General features: G+C 73.0%; 12 protein-coding genes. 6 read left to right on the top strand and 6 right to left on the bottom strand.

All coding sequences use genetic code 11. The features are described 5' to 3' along the window. The first annotated feature begins 282 nt into the window (after nucleotides 1–282). Entirely contained in the window at nucleotides 283–1,353 is a 1,071-nt protein-coding gene (locus WA788_RS25490) for a glycoside hydrolase family 43 protein (protein ID WP_335981051.1), read from the top strand. A 138-nt stretch (nucleotides 1,354–1,491) separates the two neighbouring features. Here the strand turns inward: WA788_RS25490 and WA788_RS25485 are convergent, their stop codons facing one another. Then, nucleotides 1,492–3,165 carry an esterase-like activity of phytase family protein gene (locus WA788_RS25485; protein ID WP_335981050.1) on the bottom strand — a complete coding sequence of 558 codons (1,674 nt, stop codon included), beginning with the start codon at nucleotides 3,163–3,165 and terminating at the stop codon, nucleotides 1,492–1,494. A gap of 132 nt (nucleotides 3,166–3,297) precedes the next feature. Next, on the bottom strand, nucleotides 3,298–4,218 hold the full coding sequence (locus tag WA788_RS25480; RefSeq protein WP_335981058.1) for an NADP-dependent oxidoreductase: 921 nt from the start codon (nucleotides 4,216–4,218) through the stop codon (nucleotides 3,298–3,300). A 112-nt stretch (nucleotides 4,219–4,330) separates the two neighbouring features. Here WA788_RS25480 and WA788_RS25475 point away from each other — a divergent pair, with 112 nt between their 5' ends. After that, on the top strand, nucleotides 4,331–4,945 hold the full coding sequence (locus WA788_RS25475) for a TetR/AcrR family transcriptional regulator (protein WP_335981049.1): 615 nt from the start codon (nucleotides 4,331–4,333) through the stop codon (nucleotides 4,943–4,945). A gap of 21 nt (nucleotides 4,946–4,966) precedes the next feature. Here WA788_RS25475 and WA788_RS25470 read toward each other — a convergent pair whose 3' ends face one another. Beyond that, nucleotides 4,967–5,101 carry a hypothetical protein gene (locus WA788_RS25470; RefSeq protein ID WP_335981048.1) on the bottom strand — a complete coding sequence of 45 codons (135 nt, stop codon included), beginning with the start codon at nucleotides 5,099–5,101 and terminating at the stop codon, nucleotides 4,967–4,969. A gap of 244 nt (nucleotides 5,102–5,345) precedes the next feature. On the opposite strand from WA788_RS25470, the gene WA788_RS25465 reads away from it, so the two are divergent. Further along, nucleotides 5,346–6,767, top strand: coding sequence for an FG-GAP repeat domain-containing protein (locus tag WA788_RS25465; protein ID WP_335981047.1), 1,422 nt, complete (start codon nucleotides 5,346–5,348; stop codon nucleotides 6,765–6,767). A gap of 33 nt (nucleotides 6,768–6,800) precedes the next feature. Here the strand turns inward: WA788_RS25465 and WA788_RS25460 are convergent, their stop codons facing one another. From WA788_RS25460 to WA788_RS25450, 3 genes are read right to left on the bottom strand one after another with little or no spacing between them, the layout of a single operon-like run. Further along, entirely contained in the window at nucleotides 6,801–7,274 is a 474-nt protein-coding gene (locus tag WA788_RS25460) for an NUDIX domain-containing protein (protein ID WP_335981046.1), read from the bottom strand. A 56-nt stretch (nucleotides 7,275–7,330) separates the two neighbouring features. Next, entirely contained in the window at nucleotides 7,331–9,748 is a 2,418-nt protein-coding gene (locus WA788_RS25455) for an FUSC family protein (protein ID WP_335981045.1), read from the bottom strand. Continuing rightward, a complete protein-coding gene (locus WA788_RS25450) occupies nucleotides 9,745–10,212 on the bottom strand; it encodes a MarR family winged helix-turn-helix transcriptional regulator (RefSeq protein WP_335981044.1) in 468 nt (155 codons plus the stop codon). Before WA788_RS25450 ends, WA788_RS25455 begins: the two co-directional genes overlap by 4 nt. 182 nt (nucleotides 10,213–10,394) lie before the next feature. Between WA788_RS25450 and WA788_RS25445 the strand changes: the two genes are divergently transcribed. The 3 genes from WA788_RS25445 to WA788_RS25435 all read left to right on the top strand — a co-directional run bounded on the left by WA788_RS25445 (nucleotide 10,395) and on the right by WA788_RS25435 (nucleotide 15,714). Next, the gene (locus WA788_RS25445; protein ID WP_335981043.1) at nucleotides 10,395–12,323 is read left to right on the top strand and encodes an N-acetylmuramoyl-L-alanine amidase; all 1,929 of its coding nucleotides are present in this window, start codon (nucleotides 10,395–10,397) and stop codon (nucleotides 12,321–12,323) included. Nucleotides 12,324–12,415: 92 nt separating this feature from the next. Continuing rightward, on the top strand, nucleotides 12,416–13,795 hold the full coding sequence (locus tag WA788_RS25440; protein ID WP_443034096.1) for an IS30 family transposase: 1,380 nt from the start codon (nucleotides 12,416–12,418) through the stop codon (nucleotides 13,793–13,795). A 251-nt stretch (nucleotides 13,796–14,046) separates the two neighbouring features. Continuing rightward, a complete protein-coding gene (locus WA788_RS25435; protein ID WP_335981042.1) occupies nucleotides 14,047–15,714 on the top strand; it encodes a beta-1,3-glucanase family protein in 1,668 nt (555 codons plus the stop codon). The last annotated feature ends 44 nt before the right edge of the window (nucleotides 15,715–15,758 follow it).

The following is a 15,758-nucleotide window of genomic DNA, read 5'->3' as shown; positions in this document are numbered from 1 at the left end:
GCCCACGCCGGCACCACCTGATGGGAGCCGCCGGGGATTGCCGTTCCCCTTACATGGCCCCGGTCGAGGAGATTGACATGTTCATAGCCAATCGCGATCCTGTGGAAATGTGGGCGCCCGGCTGTTGACCTCTGTGCGGACGCGGTGGAGGAACGGGGAGCCCGCACGGTCGGAGCGCCCCGCCCCCCTCCACGCGACTTCGACCGGGCGTCGTCCCCGGGCGGCGCCCCTCCGCCGCCGGGAGCCGGCGTCCACGCGGAGGCCCGACCCTGGAACGGGACGATGAAACTGCTGCGAAGTCTCCACAGCGGGCTGGCGTTCGCCCTGTGCGGTGCGCTGGCCACGGTGCTGTCGCTGTTGTCCCCCGCACCCGCGCACGCCGCCCAGACCACCATCCACAACGCCGACCCGAGCGTCATCCGGGTCGGCAGCACCTACATCTCCGCGGAGTCCTCCGGCGGCGGCATCGCGGTGCGCGAGGCGTCCTCCCCGGACGCCCTCGGCGCGGCGACCTCCCACAAGGTCTGGTCCGACACCGCGGGCCGCGGCGAGGTCTGGGCGCCGGAGATCGTGGTGGACAGCGGCCGCTACTACATCTACTTCACGTCCGGCACCGGGGCGGCCCACCGGATGTACGTGATCAGCTCCGCCACCGCCGACAGCGGCTACGGCACCGAGACCGAACTCGCCCTGCCCGACGACAAGTGGGCCATCGACGGCAACATGTTCACCTTCAACGGGCAGCGCTGGTTCGTCTGGTCCGGCTGGGCGGGCGACACCAACGTCGAGCAGAACCTCTACATCGTGAAGATGAGCAGCCCGACCACGCCCACCGGCGCGCGCTACATCATTTCCCAGCCGCGCGAGAGCTGGGAGCGGGTGGTCGGCAACCCGTACATCAACGAGGCGCCCGCGGCCATCAAGGACCCCAACGGCCAGCTGCACATCGTCTACTCCGCCAACGGCAGCTGGAGCGACCAGTACTGCATGGCCGACCTGCGGCTGCGGGCCGGCGGCGACCCGACGTACGTCTGGGACTGGTACAAGTCCAACGGCTGCCTCTTCGGCTCCCACGCGGCCACGATGATGTCCGGCTGGGACCCGACGCTCTACGTGGACGGGCCCGGCAGCCACAGCTTCGTGCTGCTCAACGGCGACATCGGCACCAGCCCGCCGGCCGGCCCGAAGTTCCCGCTGATGTTCACCGCGGTCCCCAAGGGCACCGCCTACTCCTGGTCCAACCGCTACTGGTTCAGCGGCTCCTTCTGCTGGTGGGGCAACACCACCTACACCCGGGCCAACGTCCCCGGGGCGACCAGCGACACCGGCTTCAGCCTGAAGTTCTTCGAGTAGCCGCACCGCCGTACGACCCGGCTGCCGTACGACCCCGCCGCCGGGCGGCCCCGACTCGGACCGCCCGGCGGCGGGTTGCGTCTCCAGGCCGCGCGCGCCCGCGGTCAGCACACGTGCACGGTCAGCACACGTGCACGGTCACCGCACGTGCACGGTCACCGTGACCGTCTTGAGCACCGCCGGCAGCTTCGCCGTGTCGACCTCGAGGATCTCGCCGTTGTCGGTCGCGCCGGTGGACGGGATCGTCTTCTGGTGCACGGTCCACTTGCCGTCGGCGTCGACGGAGACGGTGTCGATCCCGAAGTCGTCGTCGTTGGACAGGTAGAGCGTCCGGCCCGCGTCCGTGGTGGCCACGCCCTCGACCTTGTCGTGCGCGAAGAAGGCGCCGGTCGGGTCGAGTTGGCTGACCAGGGTGCCGACGTTCAGGTAGAGCTGCTTCTGCGCGACCCGCACGCCCGCGCCGGTCAGCGCGGTGAGCGCGTCGTTCGTGCCGTCCTTGCCGACGAACGCCTCGGGCGACTTGCCGTCGATGGTCAGGCCGCTGACGTCGGTCGCGCCGTCGAGGTCGACCTCGTACAGCTTCTTCTGCGCGAACGGCTCGAAGTCGCCGTCCCGCTCGTCGACCAGGAACTTCGTGCTGGACAGCGCGGTGATCTCGCTGCTGGCGTCGCCGGTGTCGTCCGGGTCGTCCAGCAGGTAGAGATACTGCTTCGTCTGGTACGTGTGCAGGTCGACCGTGAGGATGCGGGTCGCCGCGACCTTGGTCGCCTTGGTGCTGCCGAGGTCCGGCTGCTGGAGCGCGGACTGCATGACTCCGACCAGGGTGGAGCCGTCGGGGGTGATCGTCAGCCCCTCCATACCCTTGTTCTTCAGGCGGTCGGCGAACTCGGCCGGCAGGTAGCCCAGGATCTTGTGATACGCGTTGTCCGGGCTGTCCTTGTACGGCGTCAGTCGGCCCAGTTCGTAGCCGTTCGCGTCGAAGTGCGTGAGGTAGGGGCCGTACTCGTCGGAGACCCAGAAGGTGCCGTCGGCCATCGCGACCAGGCCCTCGGAGTCGTAGCCGTAGGGGTCGTTCGCGACGGGCTGCGGGGTGCCGCCGGCCGCGTTCGTCGCGTCGACGTCGTCGATGACCTCGTCGGTGTCGTGCGGCGGGCGGCCGCTGTAGGCGACGCCGCCCAGGGCCTTCGGGCCCTTCAAGGTGACCTTCCTGACCAGCTCCGCCTTGCCGGCCACGAGCTTGAACTCGCCGATCTGCGGCGTGAAGTCGGGCAGCACCTCCGACTTGTTCCCGTCCGGGGCGTCCGCGTTCGGGCCCCGGTCGGTCAGGCCGTAGAAGTAGCCGGACCTGCCGGGCACCGGCGCCAGCGAGGAGCCGTAGCCCTCACCGGAGATCTCCGTGGTGGTGCCGTCGGGGCCCGTGACCGTCGCCAGCGGCGCGAGCGCCTTGCCGTTCGCCTGCGTGTCCTTGAACAGCCGCACCGCGTCGCTCGCGGTGTACGTGAAGGTGTCCGTGCCGGTGAAGCCGGCCTTCGGGGTGTACGTGAAGGAGCCGTCCGCGTTCACCGTCGCGGTGCCGTGCGACGGGTCGGTGTGGCGGACGACCGCGGTCGCACCGGAGTCGTTCCGCAGCACGTTGCCGGTCACCGCGCCATGGCCGGAAAACGTGTCCGCGGTCGCGTCGAAGTCGTGCGACGGCGCCGAGAGCCAGCCGTGCGCCTGGGCGGTGAGGGTGCCCGCACCCACCACGGCGGCGGTGGCGGCGAGCGCCACGGCAACCCGGGCGCGCCTGCGGGAGAAGGGTCGCGAAGTCATGTGCCGAACCTGTCGGCCCGCGGTGAACTGCCCGTGGACACCCGGTGAACCCTGCGACCGAAAAGATCCGGCCACCGCGGGACGCCCCGGCCGGGCGTACGCGCCCGCGAACGCCGCGCCCGCGCACCGCCGTTAAGGGTTCGCGGCGGCCGGTCCGCCGACCAGCAGGACGATCTTGCCGCGGACGCCGTTCTCCCCGGCGCGGTGCGCGTCGGCGATCCGCTCCAGTGGGAAGGTCCGCACCGCCGGCGGCGTGAAGCGGCCGGCCTCGACCAACTCCCCGATGCCGTCGAGCGCGTGGAGCGCGCGTCCGGTATCGCCGCTGCTGAACACCACGCCGTGCTGCCGGGCGCCCGCGAAGTCGGCGACCGTGACCACGTGTTCGGGGCCGCCGGTGAGGGCGACGAGTTCGGCCAGCACCCCGCTGCCGGCCACGTCGAGGGCCAGGTCCACGCCGCCGGGCGCGAGCGCGCGGACCCGTTCGACCAGACCGGCGCCGTACGCCACGGGTTCGGCGCCCAGCGCGCGCAGGCGGTCGTGGCCGGCGGGGCTCGCGGTGCCGATCACGCGCGCGCCGCGCGCCGCCGCGTACTGCACCGCGGCGCTGCCGACGTTGCCGGAGGCGCCGTTGACCAGCAGCGTGTCGCCGCTGCCGACGCCGAGCCGGTCGAGCGCGCGCACCGCCGTCTCGACGGCCGCCGGCAGCGCGGCGGCGCCGGCGAAGTCCAGCGACGGCGGGATCGGCGCGTAGGCGGACAGCACTGCGGACTGCGCCTGCGCGGCGCCGGCGGTGCAGAAGCCGAACACCCGGTCGCCGACGGCCGTGTCGCGCACACCCTCGCCCAACGCGTCGACGACGCCCGCCGCTTCGTAGCCCAGGGTCTGCGGCAGCTCCTGGTCCATCCCGCCCGCGCGCTTCTTCCAGTCGCTCGCGTTGACACCCGCCGCGCGCACCGCGATCCGGACCTCGCCGGGCCCCGGGTGCGGCTCCGGCAGGTCCACCAGCTCCAGGACCTCCGGGCCGCCGAACCGGCTGAAACGGGCCGCCTTCATCATGTGCTCCGATCCCGGCACCGTCCGCACGGCGCCGCTTGACCCGGTGGGCGGGCCACCCACTACATTAGGTGACTACATTGAGTCGCACAAGGAAGACGGGAGCCAGGCCATGCCCAGGACCGGAGCGCGCGGCGGGCCGCAGACCCGCGCGAGGATCGCGGAGGCCGCGGCCGGGCTCTTCCTCGAGCGCGGATACGACAACGTGACGGTCGCCGAGGTGGCCCGCGCGGCCGGCGTCTCCAGCGTGACCGTCTTCAACCACTTCCCGCGCAAGGAGGACCTCTTCCTCGACCGCGGAGAGGAGGCCGCGCGGCTGCTGCGGGCGGCGGTCCGCGACCGCGCCCCGGGGGTGGACGTGCGCACCTCCCTGCGCGACACGGTCGGGCGGCTGGCCGCCGCCCGCCACCCGCTCTCCGGCCTGGACGACCGCTCCATCCCGTTCTTCCGCACGGTCGCGGGCTCGCCCGCGCTGATCGCCCGCGCCCGCGAGATCGCCGCCGGCCTCCAGCGGGACCTCGAGGACGAGCTCGACCGGGACCCCGCCTTCGCGGGCGACGCGGCCCTGCTCGCGGCCTTCTTCGTCGCCGGCTACGGCGCCGTCCTCACCCGCGCCGCCCGCCGCCTGACCGCCGGCGAGCCGCCCGCCGAGGTGATCCCCGACCACCGCGCGCACCTCGCCCGGCTCTTCGACGCGCTCGACCACGGCCTCACCCCGCGCGCCTGAGCCGCCGGCGGTACGGGGGCTTCAGCGGCGGTGCAGGCGCCAGCGGCGATTGCGCGGGTCGTCGCGGTAGTAGGGGCCGCCCATCATGAACAGCAGCAGGGCGACGCAGATCGCCATGATCAGCAGCGAGACGCCGATCGTCTCCAGAGCGCGCATGAGGCACCTCCTTCGGGCCTTCGCCGGCCCGGGGGCGGCCCCCGGGCCGTACGGGCCCGCCTCTCCACGCTCCCACGGTCCCGGCCCTCCCGCAGATCGCGGCCCGCGCGGCAGACGCCCGGGTCCCACCGCCCCCGCCCGTAGGCCGCGGGCCTGCGGCTCCCGGCCCTGCGGCTCCCGGCCCCGCGGTCCGGAACGGCGCGTTCCGGACAACCTTCCGGCGCCCTGCGCGGTCGAAACCCACATGCGCAAGCGATTCGCCGCCGTTGCCGCGGCCACGGTCTGCGCGGCGCTCGCCGTCCTGACGGGCTGCTCGGGCGGCGGGGGCGGCCGCGCGGCACGCCACGCCGGGCCGTACGACCTGGACGGCGACGGCCGGGCCGCCCTCGTCGTGACCAACGCGGCAGCCACCGTCGACGGGCTGCGCGACGGCGGGTACGCCGTGGTGCTGCCCGGCGGTCCCCAGGGGCCCGACACCAAGCGGGCGGGGGTGCTGACGCAGAACGGCATCGGCGCCGGACCCGCGGGCCAGGGCGCCTACTTCGGGGCCCACGTCGCCTCGGCCGACCTCGACGGTGACGGGCGCGCCGACCTCGTCGTCCAGGCCGGCTACAGCACCCTGTTCGTGGTGTGGGGCGGCACCGTGCACAGCGGTGGCGCGAAGGACGCCGGGAAGAACGCGCACCCCGGGCGGCTGCACGGCGTGCGCCCGTTCACCGGTGACTTCGACGGCGACGGCCACCCCGACATCGCCTCCGTGGGCAGCCGCCCGGACAGCGAGACGATCTCCTACGGGCCGTTCAGCCGCAGCGGCGCGCCCGCCCGTACCGCGACCGTCCAACTGCCGGTCGACGCCGGCGACCCGGACTCCGACTTCCTGGACGAGGACGTGGTGGCCGTCGGCGACGTCAACGGCGACGGCCGCGACGACCTGATCACCTCCTGGGACGTCCAGTACACCGACATCGCCGACACCCCGCGCGCCACCGTCGTCTGGTACGGCACGCCCACCGGCTTCCGGCCGGGCCCGCGCCTCAAGGACGCCCAGGGCCGGGACGTGTACGGCAGCAGCTACGACGCGCCCTACACGGTCGGCGACTTCGACGGCGACGGCTGCGCCGACATCGCCGTCGGCCTGCCCGACGAACTCGGCCCCGAACAGGAGGAGCCCGGCCCGCCGGAGGGCGGCACCCGGCTCACCGTCTGGTACGGCGGCCGGCACGGCAGCTCCCACCCGCCCCTCACCCTGACCGCCGCCACCCCGGGGCTGCCCGGAACCCCCGCTGCCACGGCCTTCGGCGCCTTCCCCGCGGCCGGGGACGTCGACGGCGACGGGCGATCCGACCTCGCGTTCCTCGCCGAGGAACAGGGCGGCGCGGCCGCCGAACTGCTGGTGCTGCGCGGCGGACCGGACGGCCTGACCACGGCCGCGGCCCAACGCGTCACCGGCCACGACATCTCGGCCACCGCGATGCTCGACACCGACGGCGACGGGCGGGCGGACCTGGCCATCGGCGGCGCGGGCGTGCAGTACCCGGGCGTCACAGTGCTGCGCGGCACCGCCGCCGGACTCGACCTGGCCCACCCGGTCACGGTCAGGGCCGACGCCCTCGGCACCGCGATCCCGCCCGGCGGCAACGGCTTCGGCTCGGCCTTCGGAAGGTGACGCACCGCCGGTACGCCGCCGCGAGCCCGGCGGTCACGCCTCCGCCAGCCGGTCCGCGAGCCGGTCCAGGAACCGCGCCTGCGCGGTGACGACCACCTCGCGCGCCGCCGCCAGGCCGAACCACGCCACCCGGTCCAGCTCCGGGAACCGCGCGGTGCGGCCCGAGCCGCGCGGCCACTCCATGGCGAACGTGCCCGGCACCACCAGCGCCGGATCGAGGTCGCCCTCCACCGCCCACACCGTCACGTGCTTCCCGCCGGACTGCACCACCTCGCCCAGCGGCAGCGGCGGGCCCGGCGGCGCGGGCAGCCCCAACTCCTCGCGGAACTCCCGCCGCGCCGCGTCCCACGGCGCCTCGCCTTCGCCGTACTCGCCCTTCGGCACCGTCCACGCGCCCGCGTTCCGGCGGGCCCAGAACGGCCCGCCCATGTGGCCGAGCAGCACCTCGGTCCCGGTGCCGGTACGGCGGAAGAGCAGCAGGCCCGCGCTGCGCCGGATCTCGGCCATGGGTCAAGTCTGGCCGGGCCGCCCGGCCGGGGCGGGTACGGACACGCGCGGCCGGCTCATCCGGCGGCCTGCGGGCGGGCCGTGTCCCAGTCGGCCCGCGGCGCCTCCGCGACCTCCATGCCGTACGTCGCCGCGAGGCCGGCCATCGTCTCGTCCAGCGCCGCCAGTTCGCGCAGCGAGCGCAGCAGGGCGTCCGCGCGCGGCCCGGTGGCCAGGTGCAGTTCGGAGCGCAGCTCGCGCAGCAGCGGGTCGACGCGCACCCACACCGCGCCGTCGCCGTTGCCGGCCACGGTCCGGTCGAGCGCCGCCAGCGAACCGGCCATGGTGTCCACCACGGCGCGCACCCGCGTCCGCAGCGGCGGCGAGAGGTCGATGTCGATGTCCGCGGCGGTGGCCAGCGCCTTGGCGTGGCCGGTGGCGGTCGAGGCCAGGCCCAGCAGGTTGTCCGCGGCCCGGCCGCGCCGCCCGACCGGCAGCCGCAGCACCGGGCGGTGCACGGCTTGCAGCTGGTGCATGGCGTTGCTGACGCCCAGCGCGGCGCCGCGCAGCCGGATCGGGGTCTCCGGGTCCGCCCAGCGCTCGCCGACCTGGTGGACCAGGTCCGTCACGGCCGTCAGGTAGACGCGGGCGGACTCGCGCGCCACCCGGCGGGTCGGGGCGGGGAAGATCGCGGACGCGCACAGGGTGGCGACCAGGATGCCCAGGCCGTTGTCCTCGACGCGCTCGGTCAGCAGGTGGTCCAGCTGACCGGTGGGCGTGCTCAGCGCGTACATCTGCACCAGCGCGGTGACCAGGCCGACCGCCCAGTAGCCGTACTGGCGCTTCATGCCCCAGGTGCCGAGCGTGATGGCGACCACGATGACGGTGAGGGTCCAGTAGATGTGGCCCGGGCCGATCAGGTGGACCAGGGCGACACCGATGACGGCGCCCACCACGGTGCCCGCGATGCGGTGCACCAGCTTGCGCAGCCGCTCGGAGAGGGTGTTGTTGCCGAGCAGGGTGATCATGATGCCGACCAGGCCCCAGTAGAAGCGCGCCGGGTTGACGGCGTCGGCCAGCGGCACGGTGATCGCCACCGCGGCCGCGGCCTGGAGGGGCGCCCGGACGTACGGGACCGCGCGCCGCCAGCCGGGCCCGTTGTAGCCGGCCAGCACGCGGCGGGCGCTGGGCCCGCTGCCGGGCAGGGCGCCGGCCTCGAGGATCACCGTCGGCCGGAAGGACGCCTTGGTGCGGTCGTGCGACGAGGCGCGGCCCAGGCTGAGCCAGGCGGTCAGCGAGTCGGCCAGCTCGTCCAGCAGCGTGGCGATCCGCCGGGCGAGCAGCTGCTCGTACGACGGGGAGCCGTCGGCGGACGGGAAGGCCGCGTCGGCCTCGGTGCGGATGCGGTCGGCGGCCGGGCGCAGGGCGCCGGTGCGGTTCAGCGGGATGTCCCGGGCGGTGGCCAGGCCCGCGCCGACGGCCTCGCGCAGCGCCGGCGCCATCGTGGTGCCCGCGATCCGGCGGGCGGCGCCGCCGATGCCCTGGAGTGCCAACTCGCAGTCGAACAGGTGCTGGTGGAGGAGTTCGGCGGTGTGCGGGTCGGCCGCGACCTCGGGCTGCGCGAGCTGGGCGTCGATCGTCAGGGTGCGGGTGTTCAGCCGCCGCAGCGCGCGGTCCATCCGCCGCAGCGCCGCCGCCTGGTCGGAGGAGGCGCCGACGGCCGCGACGACCTCGGCGGCCGAGCCGGCCACCCGCCGCGCCTCCACGACGAACGCGCGCTGGGTGCGCAGCAGGTCCTCGTACGGCGTCGGGTAGCACAGCACGATCCGGCCGGACAGGCAGGCCACCGCGACGACCAGGGCGACCACCAGCAGCCGGCCGCACTGGGCGCGGGTGAGCGGCATGAGCGCGCCCATCAGCAGGCTGACGAAGAGCAGCAGGCCGTAGCGCAGCGCGACCGGGCCGAACTTCAGGCAGGCGAAGACCACGACGAGGGCGGCCGAGACGATCCACACCGCGAGGGTCCGGTGCGGCTGGGTCCAGGTGCTGGCGGTCAGGCCCGCGAGCATCGGCAGGGGCATCGGCAGGATGCCGGCGGCGAGCTTGGTGAGGGTGTTCTCGGCGACGAGGTTGGCGCTGAGCTGGCCGATCATGGCGCCGATCATCATGCCCAGCATCGCCGGCAGGTTCAGCGCGTGGGCCATTCCGTAGCCCACCGCGAGCCCGGCGACCAGGGAGATCAGGGTGCGCCAGGCGCTTTGCAGGTCGGCCAGGCCGGGGTCGGCGGCGAGCACCCAGTCCCACCAGCGGCGCGGGCCGCCGACGCGGCGCGGCATCAGCGCGCGGTGGCGGCGCGGGCGCGGTTCGGGTCCGTCCGGTGGCGGTGCGGCGCCCGGGGCGGGTATCGGGTCCTGCGCCGCCGGCGGGACCTTCTGCTCGGGCTGCTCGGGCTGTTGGGGTTCGTGAACGGACCGCGGTAGGGGGGCGGTGCTCAACTGACCTCCGATTCCAGTGCGTCGAGAACGGTGACGACGGCCTGCCGGGCGGCGGCCACGGCCTGCCCGGGGTCGTCCACGTGCGAGCGGAGCGCGTCGAGCAGCACCACCGCGGTCTTCTCCCGGCTGTGCCGGAGCAGGTCCTGCCCGGCCGTGGTCAGCTGGACCCGGACCACCCGCCGGTCGTCGGTGCTGCGCTGCTTCTCGACGAGCCCGCGCTCGTGCAGCTCGCTCAGCACCGTGGTCACCCGCGGCTGGGTCAGCCCCACCAGCGGCGGCAGGTCGGTGACGCGCAGCGGCTCGTCCTCCAGTGCGGCGAGCACCCCCACCGAGCTGCGGGCCAGACCGAAGTCGCCGATCTCGAAGAGGGTGCGGGACAGCCGCCCGACGCTCGCCAGCAGCCCGTGCAGGGCCTGGAGCATCTGCTCGTCGCCGGGGGTGACGGAAGCGTCGGATGGGTTCATATGGAAATTATATATCCTACGAATGCAACCGCTGCCTGTCCCGGCGTACCACTCGTCCCACCGGCCCCCGTACCCACTCCGGGTGACCGGAGTCCCGGCCCCTATGATCAAGTGGGGGACTGACGTTCGGTCACAAGCGTGATGACCGTTGGCACATCGCAAGCGGCGGAGGGTGACAGACGGTGGGACAGAGGCGGAGATCGAGGAAGAAGCTCACGGCGTACGTCGTGGGCGCGACGCTGGTCGTCGCGGCGGGCGTGTCCACGCCGGTGGCGCTGGCCAGCCAGAACAGCGGCGGCAAGGGGGCGGGCGCCTCGGGTGAGCAGCAGGACTTCGCCTACGCCGCCCACGAGTCCAAGGTGCCGGAGTCGGTGCTGATGGCGGTCGCCTACCAGGAGTCCCAGTGGGACGTCCACCAGGGCCACAACACCAGCGGCGGCTACGGGCCGATGAGCCTGACCGACGTCACCGCGTCGATGCTCGCCGACGGCGGCTCCGGCGCGGCCGGCCGCTCGGACCTGTCGGCGATGGCGGCCGACCCGTCGCTGCACACGCTGACCGCGGCCGCCAAGCTGATCGACGCGCCCGCGGCGGACGTACGGACCGACCGGCGCACCAACATCCGCGCCGCGGCCGCGCTGCTCGCCTCGTACGAGAAGAAGCTCCAGGGCGACACCCCGGCCGACCCGGCGAAGTGGTATGCCGCGGTGGCCCGTTACAGCGGCTCCACCGACCAGGCGGCCGCCTCCGCCTTCGCGGACCGGGTCTTCACCACCATGAAGTCGGGCGCCCACCGCACCACCACCCAGGGCCAGCAGGTCGAGCTGGCGTCCCAGCCGTCGCTGCGCGGCGACACCGGCGGCCTGTCGGCCCTGCACCTGAAGCACACGTCGACCTCGGACAGCGACTGCCCGGCGCAGCTGGACTGCCAGTCGGCGCCCGCGGCCACGGCCAACTACCAGGTCGCCAACCGCCCGGCCGACGGGATGAAGATCGACTACATCGTCATCCACGACACCGAGACGTCCTACCAGACCGCGATCGACGGCTTCCAGAACCCGGCGAGCGGCAGCGCGGCCAACTACGTGATGCGCGCCTCCGACGGCGCGGTCACCCAGTCCGTGGCGGACAAGGACATCGCCTTCCACGCGGGCAACTACTGGCTCAACATGCACTCGATCGGCATCGAGCACGAGGGCTACGCCGCCCACGGCGCCACCTGGTACACCCAGGTCCAGTACGAGAACACCGCCGAACTGGTCACGTACCTCGCGGCGAAGTACCACATCAAGCTCGACCGCGAGCACATCATCGGCCACGACAACGTGCCCGGCCCCATCGACTCCCTCGTCTCCGGCATGCACTGGGACCCGGGACCGTACTGGGACTGGAACCAGTTCATGGACCTGCTCGGCGCGCCGACCGACGAGGGCACGCACGGCGTGGGCCCGGTCGGCACCGCGGTGACCATCGCCCCGGACTTCGCGTCCAACCAGCAGACGGCCAAGGTCTGCCCGGCCGACGACCCGACCGGCGCGACCACCGCGTGCACCGACCAGACCGCGCCCGCCAACTCCCTGTACGTGCGCACCGCGCCCAGCGCGACCGCGCCCCTGGTGAGCGACCCCTACGTGCACGCCGACGGCGCGGCCGGCACCGACGAGATCAACGACTGGAGCACCACGGTCTCGGCCGGCCAGCAGTTCGTCGTCGCCGACCAGCAGGGTGACTGGACCGCGATCTGGTACGGCGGCCAGAAGGTGTGGTTCGACAACCCCGACGGCGCCAACACCGTCCGCGCCCGCCACGTGAAGATCCTCACCACGTCCGGCGACACCGCCGCCCCGCTCTACGGCGAGGCGTACCCGGACGCGTCCGAGTACCCCGCGGGCCTGTCGGCGGACTCCGCGCCCGCCTTCACGAAGTACGCCTTCCCGGCCGGGCAGGCGTACGTCGCCACGGCCGCGCCGGCCAACCGGGACGACTTCTACCCGGCCAACGGCACCACCCGCCCCACGGAGACCTACATCCAGGGCGCCGGGACCGTCTACACCATCCAGTACAACCACCGGCTCGCCCTGGTCGACTCCTCGACGGTCACCCAGAGCTGACCCACCCCGCACCACCTCCAGGGCCCCCGCGCGCACCCGGCGGGTTCTAATGATCCCCGCAACGCCCTGTAGTTCAGGGAGTTGCGGGGATCATGGATTTCGTGGTGTTGAAGGCGGGGTTCTTCGAGGCGCTGGATCGGGAGGGCGGCAGCGTCACCGCTGCGGCTCGTGCGGTCGGTGTGAACCCCAACACGGCGTTTGGCTGGGCCCGTAAGGCCGGTGTCCGTGGTCTGGGCAAGCCCCGTAGGGCCGGTCACCCCGGCCGGGCGGAGTACGAGCGGCTGCGCGCGGCCGGGGTCCGGCGCCGTGATGCCGCCGCGCAGGCCAGTGTCCACGAGCGCACCGCCCGGGACTGGGACCAGGGCATCCGGCAGATCGGCCACTCGCGCCTGCACCCCGACGGCCGTCTGATCGACTACAAGACCGGTGTGACGACCACTGCCACCGCCACGGAGCCGTCCGTGGCCGCCGTCGAGGCCGAACTGCATCCCCGGTTCCTGACCGTGGCGGAGCGGGAGCTGATCGCAGACATACGGCGCGAGGGCCGCTCGCTGCGCGCGATCGGCCGGGAATTGGGCCGGCCTGCCTCCACGGTCAAGCGCGAGATCGACGCCCGTTCGGCCGACGGCGCCTACCGGCCCCACCGGGCCCAGCGAGCGTGGGCAAAGAGCCGCGCGCGCCCCAAGGACTCCAAGCTCGCCCAGGACGGCCCGCTGCGCGACGTCGTCGCGGATCGGCTACGGGAACGCTGGTCACCCGAGCAGATCTGCCACGCTCTGCCCATCGAGTTCCCCGACGACGAGAGCATGCGCGTGAGCCCGGAAACGATCTACCAGGCCGTCTACGTCCAGGCCCGCGGCGGACTGCGCCGCGAGGTCGCACACGCCCTGCGCACCGGGCGCACCCGCCGCAAGCCGCACCGCAGCCCGGACCAGCGCACCCGCCGGTTCGTCGACGAGATGGTGATGATCTCCGAACGCCCCGCCGAGGCCGCCGACCGGGCGGTGCCCGGCCACTGGGAGGGCGACCTGATCGTCGGCCCCCGCAGCGAGAGCGCGATCGTGACCCTGGTCGAACGCTCCACCCGCTACGTCCTGCTCGGGCACCTGCCCGGCGGCCACACCGCCGAGGAGGTCCGCAATGTCCTGGTCCCCCTGGTCCAGACCCTGCCGGGACACCTGCGCGGCTCACTGACCTGGGACCAGGGCTGCGAGATGGCCGCGCACAAGCAGTTCACCATCGCCACGGGAGTCCCCGTCTACTTCTGCGATCCGCACTCACCCTGGCAGCGCGGATCGAACGAGAACACCAACGGCCTGCTGCGACAGTACTTCCCCAAAGGAACCGACCTGTCCGTCCACAGTCCCGAAGACCTCGAACACGTCGCCCAACAGCTCAACGGCCGACCACGCAAAACGCTCGGCTGGAGAACCCCAGCCGAGCGCCTGCGTGATCTACTGACGACCACATAGCCATCAGGTGTTGCGAGGACCCCAAGAATCCGCCACCCAGCGCCCGGGGGCCCTGCCACGCCCGGGCCCGGGCCGGGGCGGTTTTGGGGGTTGTGTGGGGGCGGGGTGAGGGCCGGGGACAGGTTTTGCGGGGACTTTCCTTGACGGCATTGGTCCAGTCCAATACCGTCTCGTCCACCCAGCACGCTCGCACAGCGCATCGCCCCCACCCGTCGCGCTACTGACGGAACGTCACCCCCCAGGGAGCATCTGTGGTTTCCCGACGTTCGTTTCTCGCCGCCGCCGGTGTCACCGGCGCCGCGGCCGCCCTCACGCCGCTGACACCGCTGTCGTCACTGCTTCCGCAGGCGTCCGCCGCCGGTGTCTCGCTGCCGCTGAAGTTGGCGAACAACTCCGGCCAGGGCACCGTCTACGCCTACGTCTCCGGTTCGGACAGCAGCGGTTGGCCGGTCTTCGTCTCCTCGGACGGCACCGCGCACCGCCTGCCGAACCCGTCCTCGACGGTCACCCCGATCGCCGACTACTCCATCGCGCTCGGCGCCTCCGGCTCCTCGGTCACGGTCAACCTCACCGACTACGTCATCGGCGGCCGGGTCTGGTTCTCGATCGGCCAGAAACTCCAGTTCTTCGTCAACCCCGGCACTCCCCCCGGGCTCGTCCAGCCCGCGCTGGTCAGCTCGGACCCGAACTGGAACACCAACTGGACGTTCTGCGAGTTCACCTTCAACAGCGCCAACCTCTACGCCAACATCTCCTACGTCGACATGGTCGCGCTGCCGATCTCCATGGCCAGCACCGGCGCGAGCGGCAACCAGTCGGTCAGCCCGCTGCCCACCGGCGCGCTGGCGTCCATCGCCTCCGGCCTCCAGTCCCAGCACGCCGCCGACGGCGCCCCGTGGGACCACCTGGTGGTCACCGACTCCTCCGGCGGAGTGCTGCGGGTGCTGTCGCCCTCGCACGCGCCCGTCGACTTCGGCGGCTACTGGGACGACTACCTCAACCGGGTGTGGACGCACTACGCGAGCACCCCGCTCACCGTCAACGGCCAGGGCAGCATCGGCTCGTACAGCGGCACCGTCTCCGGCGGCGCGATCGTGTTCTCCGGACTGAATGACAACGGTGTCGCCTTCACCAAGCCCAGCGCCGTGGACATCTTCGGCTGCGCCTCGGGCCCGCTCTACAACTCCGGCGCGGACGCGCGCGGCGCGGTGGCCGCCCGGCTCGCCGCCGCGATCAACCGCAGCAGCCTGCTGGTCTCCGGCGGCAACAACCAGCCCGACGGCGTGAGCGCGTCGCAGTACTACCAGGACTCGGTCACCAACCACTACGCGCGCCTGGTGCACCAGTACGCGAACATCGGCTATGCCTTCCCGTACGACGACGTCGGCCCCACCGGCCAGGCGCCGGTCGACGGCCACATCCAGGACGGCGCCCCCACGTCGTGGACGGTCTCGCTCGGCGCGGGCGCCGGCTCGGGTACGGGCGGCGGCGGTGGTACGGGCACCGGCACCAGCGCCTACAGCACCATCCAGGCGGAGTCGTACTCCGCGCAGAGCGGCACCCAGACCGAGTCCACCACCGACTCCGGCGGCGGGCAGGACGTCGGCTACATCGCCAACGGCGACTGGCTGAAGTTCTCCTCGGTGAACTTCGGCTCCTCCTCGCCGAAGCAGTTCGTGGCCCGGCTGGCGTCCGGCGCGGACGCGGGCGTCAGCGGCGCGATCCAGGTACGGCTGGACAGCACCGGCGGCACCAAGGTCGCCGAGATCGACTTCGCCAACAACGGGGGCTGGCAGAACTGGCAGACCGTGCCCGCCAACGTGGTCGCCTCGGCGACCGGCGTGCACGACGTCTACCTGGTGTTCGCGGGCAGCAGTTCGGACTTCGTCAACATCAACTGGTTCACGTTCACCAGCTGAGCGCTGTCACCGCCGGTCGATGATGTGCGGCCGCCGCCGGGGCA

Source organism: Streptomyces sp. CA2R106 (genome assembly GCF_037034245.1).
Taxonomy (GTDB): Bacteria; Actinomycetota; Actinomycetes; order Streptomycetales; family Streptomycetaceae; genus Actinacidiphila.
This window is presented reverse-complemented; position numbering and strand designations above follow the sequence as displayed.